Genomic DNA, 15,604 nt, shown 5'->3' on the forward strand with positions numbered 1-15,604 from the left:
TTGTAGTGACTCTTTCGGCCTTGTCTATTTAATTTCATTGAGCATTTTTTAATTCGGTTTCTTTTTCTCTTCTTTTCCGACCCATAATTACTGCCAATACGGTCAGAACTGCTAAAGCTGTAAAACATACAACCGTTCCTACTGAAATCCCTTTACTGAATGTCGAACCTATCAGAATGATTCCCAGCCCTGCAATCCCGACAATTGTCGTCGCAGGAAACAGCTTCATTCTGAAATGCGGCATTTCTGCATATTCTGGACGCAATTTCAGCTGCGCTGCACAAATACTAAGCCATAGCAGCAGCATAGTGAAGCCAGGAATTGTCATCATCGTTCCAATGATACTTTCAGGCGCAAAATAAGCAAGTCCTGCACCTACCAACAATAGCACACCATTTAAAGATATAGCGTTGATCGGTGCACCTGATTTTAAAGTCTTCGTTAAAAGTTTTGGTGCTTCACCTTTTTCAGCCAGTGAAAACATCGTTCTGGAAGTGGCAAACATACCAGAGTTAGCAGCAGATAGAACTGCGGTCAAAAGTATGAAATTCATAACGTGCGCAACGCCTGGTATGCCGATAGCATCCATGACTTGAATGAATGGACTTTCTGTTCCAGCGACCTGGTTCCAAGGAATTAGTCCCGCAATGATTGTAATTGGCAGAATGTAAAACAGCAATACTCGCCAAACGACGCCTTTGATTACTTTAGGCAATACCTTCTTCACATCTTTTGTTTCAGAAATCGCTACCCCGATTAACTCAGATCCCCCGAAGGAAAACATGACTATCAAGCAGGCAGCAAATACTCCTTGCATGCCATTCGGGAAGAAGCCGCCATGGCCGAATAGATGCTGTGTTGGTGTGTCTGGGGCAAAATCCGTCAAACCTAGCAGCACTGCACCGCCTAATAGTATAAATAGTACAAGAGCAATAATCTTAATACTAGCAAACCAAAATTCCATTTCTCCGTAGAATTTAACTTGTAAGCTGTTTATTCCAATGATAAGCGCTGCACAGATTGCACTTAACAGCCAAAGCGGCGTATCAGAAAACCAAAACTGCAAGAATGAGCCTGCCGCTAATATTTCTACTACCGTGACAAGTGTCCAGTTAATCCAGTACAGCCATCCAACGATAAAGGATATATGAAAACCAAATGCCTTATGAACTAAGTGCTGCACATTATGATTCGGATACACGACGGCCATTTCAGCTAAAGCAACCATAACTATCAGCAGCAGGGCCCCGCCCAACAAGTAAGAAACGACTACACCAGGTCCCGCAATCCCTAATGTCTCACCACTTCCTTTGAAAATACCGGTACCGATCATACCCGCTAATGCTAAAAACTGTACGTGCCTAGGTAAAAGCTCTTTCCGCAAACCATTCTGACTCATCTTCTTCTCCTCTTTCTATATCAAATCCTGTTCTGATTAATTTTGTATAATAATAATCATCATCCATGGTTAACCACCTCCTTAACTGTCCAACCAAACAAAAAATCCCTGCTGAAATGTATCAGCAGGGACGTGATTTACGCGGTACCACCCTAATTATCGACATATTAACTATATCAATCTCTCATTTAAGATAACGGCTATAAACCGTCTTCCCCTCGCCAGCCGGTTCGAAGAAGAAAGCTCCTGGATCGTAATTCATGCTGTTCTTTGTACTGACTCGCACCATCCGTCAGCTCTCTGTATCAGGGAGAACATACACTACTTCAATTCATTCATTGCTTGTTATTTAGCTATTTAAAACAAAAAATCCCTGCTGAAGTTTATCAGCAGGGACGTGATTTTACGCGGTACCACCCTAATTATCGACATATACGCTATGTCAATATCTCATTCCTCATAACGGCTATAAACCGTCTTCTTATCGCCAACCGGTTCGAAGAAGAAAGCTCCTGGATCGTAATTCATGCTGTTCTTTGCACTGACTCGCACCATCCGTCAGCTCTCTGTGTCAGGGAGAACATACACTACTTCAATCCATTCATCACTTATCATTATATTTAGCTTTTAAAACAAAAAAATCCCTGCTGAAGTATATCAGCAGGGACGTGATTTTACGCGGTACCACCCTAATTATTGACACAGCTACTATGTCAATCTCTCATTTCATCATAACGGCTCTTCACCGTCTTCCCCTCACCAACCGGTTCGAAGAAGATGCTCCTGGACTGTAATTCATGCTGCTCTTTGTACTGACTTGCACCAACCGTCAGCTCTCTTTAACAGGGAGAACACACATTACTGTAATCCGTTCAACGCTCAATTATTAATATAATGAGTATCCTACAGGAAACATTACAAAAAATCAACATTTTTTTGTTATTTTATTTCATTCAGCTCACATATAATCCAAAGACAATACTCATTAGCGTAACAGCAATAGTTACCTTGTATGATTTTATCCGCTTAATCATTGAGCTTCCCAATACATTTTGAATAGAAAAGATGACCTCACTAAACAATAATCCTACAAGCAAAAAATGCACCGGACCAGTTTGTGTTATAATAGAAGTATCTTTGAAGGGAGATTGTTAATTTGCTTAAAGGCGGAGATAGTGTATTCTATCCTTTTCACGGAACAGGGACCATAGAATCAACAGAATTTATGAGGGAAAGAGAATATTTCAAGATATTCTTTCCTTATAAAAAGTTACATGTGTTTGTACCGAGTCAAAGCGAAAACCAGAATGGTCTACGCCCAATCATTTCTTTAGAACAATTAGAGCAAGTAAAATTAGATTTCTATGACAATGGTGTTCCTTTGCCTTCTTCAGTAAGTGAACGATCTAAAGTCTTGGACAGTAAGATGAAATTAGGTACTACGTTAGAAATCAGTCAGATAATAAGAGATCTAATGCACTTCCATACAACAGATGGTCGTTTATCTCAATCAGACAAAAAAGTATATAAAAATGCAGAAGAGTTTCTTATTGGAGAGATTCAAGAAATAAAGAATATTTCATATGATCAAGCCTCTTCTGATGTAAAAACTTTAGTTGAAGAACGTTTTAATATTGATGCACCTAATTTTAGGTGACATCTTGTATCAATGTAATTCCCTCAATTACATTAAAATCACTAAAAAGGACCTCCACGGATAATCCGTGGAGGTCCTTTTTTAATCAACGAATATACGGAATATCTTTGTATTAGCGCAATTTTTAATTTCAGCCTTCTTAACTGATGCCTAGCCACCCTCAAAAGCTACCCCTTTTTACTCCATACTTTGTGCCATACGTTGATCCCAGCTTTATACTGGTTATTTTTTCATGTTAGGATGCTCATTCATTTGGGTATAAGTTGATAGCAAAAGTCTGACAAGAACTTCTGCATGACAAAAAAAACAGGAGGTACCCTCCCATTACAGCTTTAATCGAATATTTCATCAGTAATTTCACATTTATACTTGGATACACATGGGATCACATCAAGCTTGTTGGTTTAGCAATTATCATCGCTATCGTGATCGGTGTACCATTAGGTATTTATTGTTCCGTCAATAAATACGCAGCCTCCACCATTCTCCAAATTGCTTCTATCATGATGACTATTCCAAGTCTCGCTTTATTTGGAATCATGATTCCAGTTCTTTCACTCATCAACGAAGGAATCGGTACGTTGCCAGCTATTATCGCTCTTGTACTGTACTCACAGCTGCCGATTATCCGGAATACGTACACTGCGATCAGCAATGTCGATCCCGATATACGCGATGCAGCAAAAGGGATTGGTCTGACAACCTTTCAACGCCTTTATAAGGTAGAGCTCCCAAATGCCATGCCTTTGATCATGGCTGGTATCCGTACTGCAACGGTACTGAATATCGGTGTCGGTGCCATTGCTACGCTAATCGGCGCAGGAGGCCTTGGCGGCATCATCTATCAAGGGATTCTGCGTACCAATAACACAATGATCCTTGCAGGTGCAATCGCGGTTGCTGTTTTGGCATTGATTGCTGATTTGTTCTTGCGCTTGATCGAAAATCTATTTACGCCAAAGGGTGTAAAAAAATAATAAGGGTGAGAATATGATACATTTCAACGATGTGACAAAAATATACAATGGCAACGTCAAAGCAATCGAAAATATGAATTTTACAGTTGAGCAAGGCGAACTGGTCATCATGCTAGGTCCTTCCGGCTGCGGTAAAACAACTTTACTTCGTATGGTGAACCAGCTGGAGAGTATTACAGACGGTGATATCATGCTCAATGGCAAGAGCGTCCGACATTCCAATAAAATAGAGATGCGTCGGAACATCGGTTATGTCATTCAATCGAATGGCTTGTTTCCGAATATGAATATTGAGGATAACGCCATGATTGTTCCTAACCTTCTCGGCTGGGACCGCAAAAAGATGCGCGACCGTTTCAATACATTAATGGAGCTGGTCGGTCTGAATCCTGACCAATATCGCAAACGATTTCCGCATGAGCTTTCCGGAGGTCAGCAGCAGCGTGTTGGTGTAGCCCGTGCATTAGCTGCCGATCCACCGGTCATGTTGATGGATGAACCTTTCGGTGCACTGGATCCGATTATCCGCACCCATCTTCAAGAGGAATTCCTGCAAATTCAAAAAGAGCTAAAGAAAACGATCCTGTTTGTCAGCCATGACATTGACGAAGCGGTCAAGATGGCAGATAAAATCGCCCTGCTTAAAGGCGGCAAGATGATGCAATACGCGGAGCCGGCCAAAATGCTGAACAAACCAGCCAACAGCTTTGTTGCTGAATTCGTCGGGCAAGACCGTGTGCTTAAAAGCATGAGTCTATACACAGTGAAAGACTTGGCAAACGCTTTGTCACTAAAACCAGTCTTTGAATCTCCTGACTTTCAAAATATCAATGAGAACCTCTCCTTGCGAGTGGCTATATCGAAGCTTTTAAATCAAGAAGCAGATCAGCTGATTGTAGAAACTGACAATGGTACAAGCAAAGGAAGTATCACTTTGGACTTGATCGAGCAGTTCCTGCACCGTGAGATCAAGGAGAGCGTCTGAGGGGGCTGTAATCATGGAACGGACAAACAAAACAATTGCCTTGATTATCAAGGTTGTCTTCTGGGCCCTGCTCATTGCCTTTTTTGTGTGGGCTTTCACCAATAATATGTTTAGCAAAATAGCTGAACAGCCAGATACCTTCTTACGTCTGCTTGGAGAGCATGTCACAATCGTGCTGCTTTCTGGTGCTGCCGCTGTGCTGCTTGCAGTACCGCTAGGTATTTTTGTGACCAGACCTAAATTCCGCAAATCAGAATGGCTGATTGTAGGAATTGCCAATCTTGGACAAACAATCCCGAGTCTGGCAGTGCTTGCCTTAGCTATGGGCTTTCTAGGGATTGGAATCAGTGCAGCTGTCGTTGCCCTTTTCGTTTATTCCCTGCTGCCAATTTTGCAGAATACGATTGCTGGCCTGGATTCCGTTAATGATGACATGATCGATGCAGCAAAAGGGATGGGTCTGACAAATGCTCAAATCCTTTGGAAGATCGAGCTGCCGAATGCACTCACTTCGATTATTGCAGGCGTACGGACAGCATTGGTCATCAATATCGGAACCGCTGCACTTGCTTATTTAGTCGGTGCAGGAGGTCTCGGCGTGTGGATTTTCACTGGTATCCGTCTATTTGACAATGCCTTCCTGATGTCTGGAGCGGTACCTGTCACCTTGCTTGCCATCCTAATTGATTACTTGTTCAAATGGCTGCAATTTGCTTTGGTCCCAAAAGGTCTCCGTCTAGCCAAAAAAGCACAAAATGCGTAAAGAAAGGATACCAGAGTTTATGAAAAAACGATTATCCCTATTTGCCTTATTAGCAGCTTTATTGCTTGTTCTAAGCTCCTGTAGTCCCGGCGGGAAAAATATCACTGTCGGAGCTAAGACCTTTACCGAGCAGCTGCTTCTAGCCAAGATGACAACCTTCATATTGGAGGATAACGGGTATAACGTGGAAGAAATCCAGAATCTCGGTTCTTCAGCGATGCGCCAAGCAATTGAAACGCAGCAAGTAGATATGACTTGGGAATATGTAGGTACTGCGCTAGTATCCTATCTAGGTGTGGATCCGGTCGTCGATAAAAATGAAGCGATGAAAACCATTCAAGAGCTGGATAAGGAAAACGGTGTAGCCTGGACAAACTTGACCGATGCCAATAACGTCTATGTACTGGCAATGAAACAAGAGAAAGCGGATGAGCTGGGCATTGATACAATCAGTGATTTGGCTGCTTATGTGAAGGATAACCCAGATGAACTCAGCTTTGGGATGGAAACCGAATTCGCTAATCGTCAGGATGGGATGCCGGGTTTGGAGGAGCATTACGGCTTCCAGGTTCCTGATACCAACATCCGGGAAATGGAGATTGGTCTTTACTATTCCGCGCTTAATAATGATGAAATCGATGTGACCGAAGGGTTTTCCACCGATCCGCAAATCAAATCACTAGAATTAAAGATTCTTGAAGATGATCAGGAATTCTTCCCGTCTTACAATCTGGCTGCCTCCATCAATCAAGACACTTTGGATGAGCACCCCGAATTAACAAAGTTACTTGAGCCGCTCCAGAATGCATTGACCGCGGATTCCTTACGGGAATTGAACTATCAAGTGGATATTGAACAAAAAAGTGTAGAACGTGTAGCCAAGGACTTCCTTGAGGCGAATAATTTACTCAAAGACTAGTATTAAGTACGGCGTGTCATTGACATGTATATCAACTGAAACAAGTGAATGATAAAACAAAAAGGTCTGCGTTCTGTATAGAACGCAGACCTTTTACACTTCTATTTGTCACATAGATTCGAAACATTAGAACCTGACTTAAAAATCTATTGAAACAAGCATATTAGCTTGCAGAGCTATCCCGAGCTTTCTTCCAATCTTCTCGCAGCAGTGCATATACAGTTGCATCATACGTTTTGCCACCATGATAATAATAACTGCGCAAAAGCCCTTCTCGCTTGAAACCATGCTTCTCCACAAGGGATGCTGATGCCGTATTCTCTGGGTAGACCATAGCCCCAACACGCAGCAGGTCGAGTTGTTCAAAGCAATAACCCAGAACTGCTTTCATTGCTTCACTAGCAAATCCTTTCTTCCAATGGTCCGGATGCAATTCGTACCCGATTTCCGCTCGTCGGTTGCTGCGGTTTACTTGATGCAGACCGATTGTTCCAAGAAATCGTCCTGCTTCCTTACAATACATGCCCCACCGAATTACCCGTCCCTCTTGCAAGCCGCATCGGAAAGAGGAAATAACCCGCTCTGCTTCTTCAATGGATTGGAGCGGCTCCATGCCGTAGAACTTCGTTACACTGCGGTCGGACAAAGCAGCAAATACGTATGGAGCATCCTGCATCTTCACTTCATCCAATACTATCCGTTCGGTTTCTAGCTTCTGGAATGTCAGCATTGTATTCCTCTCCTTATGTAAAAAAGACGCACTAGCAAAATTCTAGTGCGTCTTGTGGTGTGTTTAGCCTTTTAGTTCGTTGATGCGCTGCTGTACGCGTGCGCGTTTATCTTCATAATCTGCTTGCTTAGCACGTTCCTCTTCGACGATCTTTTCTGGTGCCTTGCTGATGAAGCCTTGGTTGGAAAGCTTCTTCACAACACGATCGACTTCTTTTGTCCATTTGTCGAGTTCTTTCTCCAAGCGTTCGATTTCTTTAGAGATATCGATCAAGCCTTCAAGCGGCAAGTAAAGCTCTACGCCAGTAAGAACAGCTGACATCGCTTTATCTGGTGCTTGAATACTTGTTGCAATCGTCAGCTCACTTGGATTACAGAAGCGTTCGATATAGTGCTGCTGCGCCTTAAGTTCTGCTTCGATTGTATTGTCTTCTGCTTGGATAAGCAGCTGGATTTGTTTGGACATCGGTGTATCCACTTCTGCACGGATGTTACGAACAGAGCGGATGATGCTAACCAAACGTTTCATCTCTTCTGCTGCTTGTTCATCATGCAAATCTTTGTTGACTGTCGGCCAAGCAGCAACCGTGATGGATTCCCCTTCATGCGGAAGCTGCTGCCAGATTTCCTCAGTAATGAATGGCATGAATGGATGCAGCATGCGCATTGTCTGATCCAGTACATGTGCAAGCACAGAACGTGTCATTTGCTTCGCAGCCTCATCTTCGCCATACAGCGGAAGCTTCGCCATTTCGATATACCAGTCACATACATCATCCCAGATGAAGTTGTACAAATGACGTCCAGCTTCTCCGAATTCATATTTCTCTGCATTATATGTGACAGCTTCAATTGTTTCGTTCAGGCGAGTAAGAATCCATTTATCTGCAAGACTCTTCTCTTTGGACAAATCAATGTCGCTGTACTGTAAGCCTTCCATATTCATCAAAGCGAATCGGGAAGCGTTCCAGATTTTGTTGGCAAAGTTCCAAGTAGACTCAACTTTCTCCCACTGGAAGCGCAGATCCTGACCTGGTGATGAACCAGTAGATAGGAAGTAGCGCAAGGAGTCTGCACCATACTTCTCGATAACATCCATCGGATCAACACCGTTGCCAAGTGATTTACTCATCTTACGACCTTCTCCGTCACGTACAAGACCGTGAATGAGTACATCCTTGAATGGACGTTCGCCTGTGAACTCTTTGGATTGGAAGATCATCCGGCTTACCCAGAAGGCAATGATATCATATCCTGTTACGAGTACATCAGTCGGGAAGTAGCGTTTAAAATCAGCTGCTTCCGTGTTCGGCCAATCCATTGTGGAAAACGGCCATAATGCGGAAGAGAACCATGTATCAAGTACGTCTTGATCTTGCTCCCAGTTCTCGATGTCTGCTGGCGCTTCTTTGCCAACATACACTTCGCCTGTTTCTTTATGATACCAAGCCGGAATACGATGTCCCCACCATAGCTGACGGGAAACACACCAGTCACGGATGTTTTCCATCCAGTATGAATAGGTTCTTTCGAATCGTTCTGGTACGAAGTTGATTTTGTCTTCGCCTGCTTGCAATTCCAAAGCTTGTTTCGCTAACGGCTCCATGTTTACGAACCATTGTGTGGATAGATAAGGTTCTACCACTGCACCGCTGCGCTCGGAATGACCAACGCTATGCATATGATCTTCGATTTTGAATAGGATGCCTTGTTCCTGCAGATCCTTCACGATTTGCTTACGTGCTTCAAAACGATCTAAGCCATTATATTTTCCAGCATTTTCATTCATGCTGCCATCCTCATTCATAACAAGGATGCGTTCAAGATTGTGGCGGTTACCTACTTCAAAGTCATTCGGGTCATGCGCAGGAGTGATTTTCACAGCTCCGGAACCGAATTCCATGTCAACATAATCATCGGCCACAATCGGAATTTCACGATTTACTTCCGGCAGGATGACCGTTTTACCGATCAAGTGCTGGTAGCGCTCATCATCCGGATGTACAGCTACTGCCGTATCCCCTAGGAATGTTTCTGGACGAGTAGTCGCTATTTCGATATGTCCTGTTCCATCAGCAAGCGGGTAACGCATATGATAGAAGTGTCCTTGTACGTCCTTATGGATTACTTCAATATCAGAAAGAGCCGTTTTAGCTGCCGGATCCCAGTTGATGATATACTCGCCACGGTAAAGCAAACCTTTTTCATACAATGTAACGAATACTTCCTTAACTGCTTCAGATAACCCTTCATCCAATGTGAATCGCTCACGTGAATAGTCAAGACCAAGTCCCATCTTCGACCATTGCTTGCGGATGAAGTTTGCATATTCTTCTTTCCATTCCCAGCTCTTCTCTAAGAAGCCTTCGCGGCCAAGATCGTAGCGGTTGATGCCCTGTTCGCGCAGTTTCGCATCTACTTTTGCCTGTGTCGCGATACCGGCATGGTCCATTCCTGGAAGCCAAAGCACATCATAGCCTTGCATACGTTTCATACGTGTCAGGATATCTTGTAATGTTGTATCCCAAGCGTGCCCTAAGTGCAGCTTACCTGTTACGTTTGGCGGCGGAATGACGATTGAATATGGCTCTTTGCTTTCATCCCCGGTTGCTTCGAAATATTTGCCATCAAGCCAGAATTGGTAGCGGCCTGCTTCGATGCTGGCCGGATCGTATTTGGATGGCAGTGAGTTCGTTTCTTGTGATTTGTCTGTTGTCATGCCTGGTTCCTCCTTCAATGCTTTTGGTGACATATAAAAACCCTTCTCATCCAAAAGGACGAAAAGGGTTAGTTTCCGTGGTACCACCTTCATTTACGACACTACTTATACGTGTCGCACACTCGAGGGAGATAACGGCTCTTCACCGGCTCCCCCTACTGACTAAAAAGTCACATTCGGGGTCGCTGCATACAGGGCGACCTTCTACTGCAGGTATCCGGGAAACTTCCACCAGTTTGCTTCCCTCTCTAGTATGGACCCTTACACTATACTCTTCCCTGTCAAAGCATTTGTATCATGTATAGCTTATTGTATCCACTTGACAGTAAAAAAGTCAATGAAGAGGCATATTTTTTTCAAAAAAGGGGAAACGCCTAGCTTTTCCCGTTCATATACTGCTTATAGGAGGGATGACAATGAGTAAATTCAACCGCAACAACATGCCGGGGTTCCTCAAGTATTGGGTCAATGTCACCGAGAAGGCGGTAATTCCACTGATCGTCTTCCAGTTCATCAGAACGCTCTTGTTTCCATCGATTTTGGATATCCTTATACTTGGCGGCTTGATTGCCCTTTACTTCAGCTTCCAGACAAAATCAATCTAATCAAGCCTCTGCGCCTTCCTGTTCTTCCTGATCACGCAGATCCTGAAAATAGGATTGTGCCTGGAGAGCCTGTATCAGTTGCCGATGCGTCTGGGTCAATTCCAATACGACAGCAGGGGTATCCGCCTTTTGCGGAGCACTTACATACTCTCTGACCTGCTGCAAATACCGGCCCGGATGAAGCAAATGCAGCATGAACAGGCTCTCTTCATTTTTTTTCATTTGCCGATGCTCTTCATACGTATGCAAATAAAATGGTGCATTTATTACATTGCTATCGACGAAACGCCATTCTTCCTTATAGTAAGCAGCCAGGTCCAAGCTAGGATTGCCGAGCTTGGTCTTTTCCCAATTCAGCAAATGCAGCGGACTGCCATCCTGTACATGGGAAGGTCGTAAGCTGCCATGCAAAACACTATGCTCCATCTCGGGATCTGCTTTAAGATCTGCATCATAATGGTCATACCATTTATCCAGCATTGCAGACACATGCTCCAAATCCTTATAATGCGTGCAAACGAGCAAGGGCACAACCCCCATGTATGTTTGGGATTCGAAACGCTCCACCAAACCGAGCAGCTCCTCTCTGTCCTGCTGGAGCTTTTCTTTTTGCTTCCGAATGGCCAATGCATACGCTTCATAATCTATTGGATACCGTTTGCTGGAGGAGGCATGTATCTTCCCAAGAGTAGTGAACAGCATCTCATAAGGATGATCTGGTTCATCTGTTCGATGCCGCTCCAGCCACGGCATCAGATAATACACTTCCCCTTCATCCACCACATAGAAATTCTCCTGCAATGTTTGATAGACCGGCGGAACACCTTCCCGATAAAAATTATGCTTGCCTTGGACGACCATCAGCCAGCGGTCGAGCCGCTCCGGATGGAGGGATGACCTTTTTAAAGCAAAAGCCGCCTGGTGCGTTTGCACTTTAGACAGGCGGCTGGTAATAGCTTGAACCGAGGCTGGCGTGATGCCATAGGCAGCTAGTATTCGATCGATATTTTCCATCTAGCACACCCCGTTCATTTTTATTAATTCTTTCTTGGACGACGCTGCGGAATGACTAGCAGCTGACCTTCCGATACTGTTTCTTCCTCCAGATTATTGGAGCTGGCAATTGTACTGACAGGCACATCATATCGATTCGCAATCTTCTCCAATGTGTCCCGCTCCTGAACGATGCAGACACGGACCTTCGTATATGTTTCTTCCCTAGCACCAAACATGTGGACAAGGAAATTGCTGCTGTCACTGCGCTCGGCTGCTGCTTCTTTTGTTTCTGTCACTTCGTCTGCTTCAGCCACTTCCTGCAAATCCTCCGGCTGCAGTTCCTGATTGATTGGGACTGACTGCAGAGATACGTCGTTATAAGCATCCTCGTATGATTCTTCCGTATCAATCTCTTCTGCAGTTATATCTGCTTGCGGCACTTCCGTAGGCTCGACTGGCTTACTGCCGAAAAACTCACTGAATGTCTTCGTCTCTTTATATTTCCATCTGTCATCCTCTTCTGGGGTCAAAAGAGGAGGTGCTTCGAATCTGATTGGCTCAGGAGGCGCTTCTTCTGGTTGCTTTGCTTGATACGTAAAGGTGAAATCCGGTGCTTCGGCTGGTTCTTCATGAGGCAGTTCCCGATCCAGATAATATACGTCATCATCCTGATCAAGCGCCTGTCGGAAATCAGCCGCTTGATAAGCATCCTCCAGCTCATCCGGTAGCACGAAGAATTCTTCTGGCAGCTTGCCAGCTGCTGGAATCTGATAGTCATTTTGTACGTACTGTTGTTCTTCTGATTTATAGACTGCTTCTTCGCGTGATTGCGGAGCTGTCCTCTCCGCTTGAATATTAACCCTTGGTGATGCAGGTGCTCGCTCTTGTGCATAAGCCTGAGGTTCTTCCTGTTCCTCCTCATCAGCAGGACGATGTTCTGTATAATCTGCTGGAGCAGCTGAAGCCTCCAGTACTGTTTCTGCCTGTGATGGCGTTTGTTCTGTATAATGCTGTGCAAATGAGATGCTTTGCTCCTCTGTCTTCTGATCGCGGGTTTCTGCTCTTAATTCAGCTTCTATCTCATTTTCCGTATATTCCTTAGAAAACTCATAGCCCTGCGCTTTGGCTTCTTTTTCCTCACGAGCCTCTGCTTGCGCTTCTGGCTCTTTCGACTCCACATATTCTTGAGCAAACTGGTAGCTCTGCTTCTCAATATCTTGTTCCTCACGTGCTTCTGCTTTTGCTCCTACCTCAGTCGACTCCACATATTCTTGAGCAAATTGGTAGCTCTGCTTCTCAATATCTTGTTCCTCACGTGCTTCTGCTTGCGCTTCTACCTCTGTTGACTCCACATATTCTTGAGCAAATTGGTAGCTCTGCTTCTCAATATCTTGTTCCTCACGTGCTTCTGCTTGCGCTTCTACCTCTGTTGACTCCACATATTCCTGAGCAAACTGGTAGCTCTGCACCTCAGCATTTTGTTCTTCACGTGCTTCTGCTTGCGCTTCTACCTCTGTTGACTCCACATTTCCCTTAGCAAACTTATACCCTTGCACCTCAGGCTCCTGATTGTTACTGCTATCTGCTTCTGTTTCCTCTCGATTCACTTCTATTTCTTCTTCCCCTGCATACTCCTCTTGAGAGAACTGATACCCTTGTTCCTCGATTTTCTGTTCCGCGGAAACATCTGCTTCTGTTTCCTCTCGATTCACTTCTACCTCTTCTTCCGCTGCATTTACATCTTGAGAGAACTGATACCCTGGCTCCTCCGTACCATGTTCTTCTCTTGCATCTGCTGTTGATTCTTCCAGCTTACTTACAGCTGGTTCTTCTTTCGCAAACTGATAGCCTTGCTGCTCATATTCCTGATCATCACGTGCTTGGGCTTCGATCTGATTTGCAATTTCGTCTGTATAAGATTTTGCCTGTTCTCCTTGCGGGAATGCTGCAGGAGGGAAATAAGGCTGCTGCGGTGCTTGTGGCTGCGATTGTCTTCTCTCTTCCAAGACACCGTAAATGGCAACCGTCGCATGCAGTTCAAGCACATTACTGCCAGGAACTTCATAATCAAAGTTGTCAATTGTGACATACACGTCATTCAGCTGCTTGATACGATTTTTCGGAACAGATATTTCAACCGGGAAACGATGATAAAATGTATTCGTTCCTGCTTCCTGTTTCTCGACGTTTTCCATTTCTCTTGTACCAGGGCTGACAGCGACTGCACTTCCTTCGACAACCTCCTGAAGAGGGTAATATTCACCTGTAAGTTCGATGACACCTCGAACAGAAATTTCATGCTCAAACTCCTGGATACTGATCTCCGGCTCCAATGCGATTCCAATTAAATCTTGCAGCTGTGCGTCGGCACGGAAACTGAGTGATTCTTGTATATCAAACATAAAAGGTGTTGTCTCATTTGAAGACATGTGGAATCCTCCTTCCAAGATTTAAGCGTTCCTCTGTACTAAAACCTATGCTTACGCCCAATCACATATGTAAAGAAAATCCTTTGTCCTCATGAAAAAAAGCCCAAGCATATGCTTGGGCTTTTACGTTTAAGATGCTGCTATTTTCTTGAATGCCTGTCTTGCTGCTTCGATTGTAGCTTCAATATCTTCATCCGTATGAGCAGCTGATAAGAACAACCCCTCGAATTGAGAAGGAGGCAGGAAGATGCCAGCTTCGATCATTTCCCGATAGTACGTGGAGAAGTGATCCAAATTGGATGTCTTCGCTGTGTCAAAGTTGATGACAGGAGTATCCGTAAAGAAGACACCCACCATCGAACCGGCACGATTCACTTGTAACGGAATTCCGAATTCCTCTGCAGCTGCTTTGTATCCTTCTGCAAGACGGTCAGCGTGCGCATTGATGCGCTCATACGCCGCTTTATCCATTGCTGCCAATGTTTCGTAACCAGCAGTCATCGCAAGCGGATTTCCTGAAAGTGTTCCTGCTTGGTAAATATCACCCGCTGGAGCAACACGATCCATGATTTCCTTACGGCCGCCATAAGCACCGACAGGAAGACCACCGCCGATGATTTTACCAAGGCAAGTCAAGTCTGGTTCAACGCCGAAGTGACCTTGCGCAGAATGATAGCCGACTCGGAAACCAGTCATGACTTCATCGAAAATGAGCAAAGCGCCATGCTGCTTTGTGATATCACGAAGTCCTTCAAGGAATCCTGGCTGAGGTGGGACAACACCCATATTCCCGCAGACTGGCTCAGCAATAACAGCTGCAATATCATCTCCATACTGTTCAAAAGCATATTGAACGCTTTCCAAATCATTGTACGGTACGGTAATCGTATTACGGGCAATTGTTTCCGGTACACCTGGGCTATCAGGAAGTCCTAGTGTCGCCACACCAGAACCTGCTTTGATCAAGAGGGAATCTCCATGCCCATGATAGCTGCCGACGAATTTCAGGATCTTGTCACGTCCAGTGAATCCACGTGCCAAACGAAGGGCACTCATTGTCGCTTCTGTACCGGAGTTGACCATGCGAACGATATCCATCGATGGAATCCGCTCTTTCACCAAAGCTGCCATCTTGTTCTCCATCACAGTCGGCGCACCGAAGCTTGTCCCTTTCTCCGTGATTTTCTTCAGACCTTCTACAACTCGGTCATCGGCATGTCCCAAAATGAGAGGTCCCCAGCTTAGGACATAGTCGATGTACGTATTGCCATCGATATCTGTAATTTTTGAACCCTTACCGCTATCCATGAAAATAGGATCCATCCCTACGGAACGGAATGCACGAACCGGGGAGTTAACTCCGCCTGGCATATGCTGTTTCGCTTCTTCGAATGCTGCTATCGACTTTTCAAAGCTTTTCATCTGA

At 44.6% G+C, this 15,604-nt stretch carries 12 protein-coding genes and 4 other annotated features; of the genes, 6 read left to right on the plus strand and 6 right to left on the minus strand.

Going from position 1 to position 15,604, the window contains the following annotated elements; all coding sequences use genetic code 11:
- Positions 1-34 precede the first annotated feature (34 nt).
- A complete protein-coding gene (locus tag ABXS78_RS11075; RefSeq protein ID WP_366247279.1) occupies positions 35-1,399 on the minus strand; it encodes an amino acid permease in 1,365 nt (454 codons plus the stop codon).
- 123 nt (positions 1,400-1,522) lie between these two features.
- Positions 1,523-1,747, minus strand: a binding site (T-box leader).
- A gap of 40 nt (positions 1,748-1,787) precedes the next feature.
- Positions 1,788-2,013: a binding site (T-box leader), on the minus strand.
- A 45-nt stretch (positions 2,014-2,058) separates the two neighbouring features.
- Positions 2,059-2,284 (minus strand) — a binding site (T-box leader).
- 271 nt (positions 2,285-2,555) lie between these two features.
- On the opposite strand from ABXS78_RS11075, the gene ABXS78_RS11080 reads away from it, so the two are divergent.
- The 5 genes from ABXS78_RS11080 to ABXS78_RS11100 all read left to right on the plus strand — a co-directional run bounded on the left by ABXS78_RS11080 (position 2,556) and on the right by ABXS78_RS11100 (position 6,700).
- Positions 2,556-3,056: a CarD family transcriptional regulator gene (locus tag ABXS78_RS11080; RefSeq protein ID WP_366247280.1), complete on the plus strand. Its 501-nt coding sequence runs from the start codon at positions 2,556-2,558 to the stop codon at positions 3,054-3,056.
- A 323-nt stretch (positions 3,057-3,379) separates the two neighbouring features.
- Complete coding sequence (locus tag ABXS78_RS11085) at positions 3,380-4,033, plus strand: ABC transporter permease (RefSeq protein ID WP_095222366.1); 654 nt, start codon at positions 3,380-3,382, stop codon at positions 4,031-4,033.
- A 13-nt stretch (positions 4,034-4,046) separates the two neighbouring features.
- Entirely contained in the window at positions 4,047-5,018 is a 972-nt protein-coding gene (locus ABXS78_RS11090) for an ABC transporter ATP-binding protein (RefSeq protein WP_366247281.1), read from the plus strand.
- 13 nt (positions 5,019-5,031) lie between these two features.
- Positions 5,032-5,781, plus strand: coding sequence for an ABC transporter permease (locus ABXS78_RS11095; protein ID WP_366247282.1), 750 nt, complete (start codon positions 5,032-5,034; stop codon positions 5,779-5,781).
- Positions 5,782-5,800: 19 nt separating this feature from the next.
- Positions 5,801-6,700, plus strand: a complete 900-nt coding sequence (locus ABXS78_RS11100) for a glycine betaine ABC transporter substrate-binding protein (RefSeq protein ID WP_366247283.1) — start codon at positions 5,801-5,803, stop codon at positions 6,698-6,700.
- A gap of 163 nt (positions 6,701-6,863) precedes the next feature.
- Here the strand turns inward: ABXS78_RS11100 and ABXS78_RS11105 are convergent, their stop codons facing one another.
- The gene (locus tag ABXS78_RS11105; protein WP_095222361.1) at positions 6,864-7,430 is read right to left on the minus strand and encodes a GNAT family protein; all 567 of its coding nucleotides are present in this window, start codon (positions 7,428-7,430) and stop codon (positions 6,864-6,866) included.
- Between the two features lie 63 nt (positions 7,431-7,493).
- Complete coding sequence (locus ABXS78_RS11110) at positions 7,494-10,148, minus strand: valine--tRNA ligase (RefSeq protein ID WP_366249926.1); 2,655 nt, start codon at positions 10,146-10,148, stop codon at positions 7,494-7,496.
- 51 nt (positions 10,149-10,199) lie between these two features.
- Positions 10,200-10,442: a binding site (T-box leader), on the minus strand.
- Positions 10,443-10,564: 122 nt separating this feature from the next.
- Between ABXS78_RS11110 and ABXS78_RS11115 the strand changes: the two genes are divergently transcribed.
- On the plus strand, positions 10,565-10,753 hold the full coding sequence (locus ABXS78_RS11115; RefSeq protein WP_095222360.1) for a hypothetical protein: 189 nt from the start codon (positions 10,565-10,567) through the stop codon (positions 10,751-10,753).
- Here the strand turns inward: ABXS78_RS11115 and ABXS78_RS11120 are convergent, their stop codons facing one another.
- The 3 genes from ABXS78_RS11120 to hemL form a co-directional block, all read right to left on the minus strand.
- Positions 10,754-11,767, minus strand: coding sequence for a hypothetical protein (locus tag ABXS78_RS11120; protein ID WP_366247284.1), 1,014 nt, complete (start codon positions 11,765-11,767; stop codon positions 10,754-10,756).
- Positions 11,768-11,790: 23 nt separating this feature from the next.
- Positions 11,791-14,178, minus strand: coding sequence for a LysM peptidoglycan-binding domain-containing protein (locus ABXS78_RS11125; protein WP_366247285.1), 2,388 nt, complete (start codon positions 14,176-14,178; stop codon positions 11,791-11,793).
- Positions 14,179-14,307: 129 nt separating this feature from the next.
- A complete protein-coding gene (hemL, locus tag ABXS78_RS11130) occupies positions 14,308-15,600 on the minus strand; it encodes a glutamate-1-semialdehyde 2,1-aminomutase (RefSeq protein ID WP_366247286.1) in 1,293 nt (430 codons plus the stop codon).
- Between the last annotated feature and the right edge of the window lie 4 nt (positions 15,601-15,604).

The organism is Terribacillus aidingensis (genome assembly GCF_040703035.1).
In the GTDB taxonomy this organism is placed as follows: domain Bacteria; phylum Bacillota; class Bacilli; order Bacillales; family Amphibacillaceae; genus Terribacillus.

Coding starts and splice junctions, on each gene's coding strand:
- ABXS78_RS11075 (WP_366247279.1), bottom strand. CDS start 1,399: ATGAGTCAGAATGGTTTGCGGAAAGAGCTTTTACCTAGGCACGTACAG.
- ABXS78_RS11090 (WP_366247281.1), top strand. CDS start 4,047: ATGATACATTTCAACGATGTGACAAAAATATACAATGGCAACGTCAAA.
- ABXS78_RS11095 (WP_366247282.1), top strand. CDS start 5,032: ATGGAACGGACAAACAAAACAATTGCCTTGATTATCAAGGTTGTCTTC.
- ABXS78_RS11100 (WP_366247283.1), top strand. CDS start 5,801: ATGAAAAAACGATTATCCCTATTTGCCTTATTAGCAGCTTTATTGCTT.
- ABXS78_RS11105 (WP_095222361.1), bottom strand. CDS start 7,430: ATGCTGACATTCCAGAAGCTAGAAACCGAACGGATAGTATTGGATGAA.
- ABXS78_RS11110 (WP_366249926.1), bottom strand. CDS start 10,148: ATGACAACAGACAAATCACAAGAAACGAACTCACTGCCATCCAAATAC.
- ABXS78_RS11115 (WP_095222360.1), top strand. CDS start 10,565: ATGAGTAAATTCAACCGCAACAACATGCCGGGGTTCCTCAAGTATTGG.
- ABXS78_RS11120 (WP_366247284.1), bottom strand. CDS start 11,767: ATGGAAAATATCGATCGAATACTAGCTGCCTATGGCATCACGCCAGCC.
- ABXS78_RS11125 (WP_366247285.1), bottom strand. CDS start 14,178: ATGTCTTCAAATGAGACAACACCTTTTATGTTTGATATACAAGAATCA.
- hemL (WP_366247286.1), bottom strand. CDS start 15,600: ATGAAAAGCTTTGAAAAGTCGATAGCAGCATTCGAAGAAGCGAAACAG.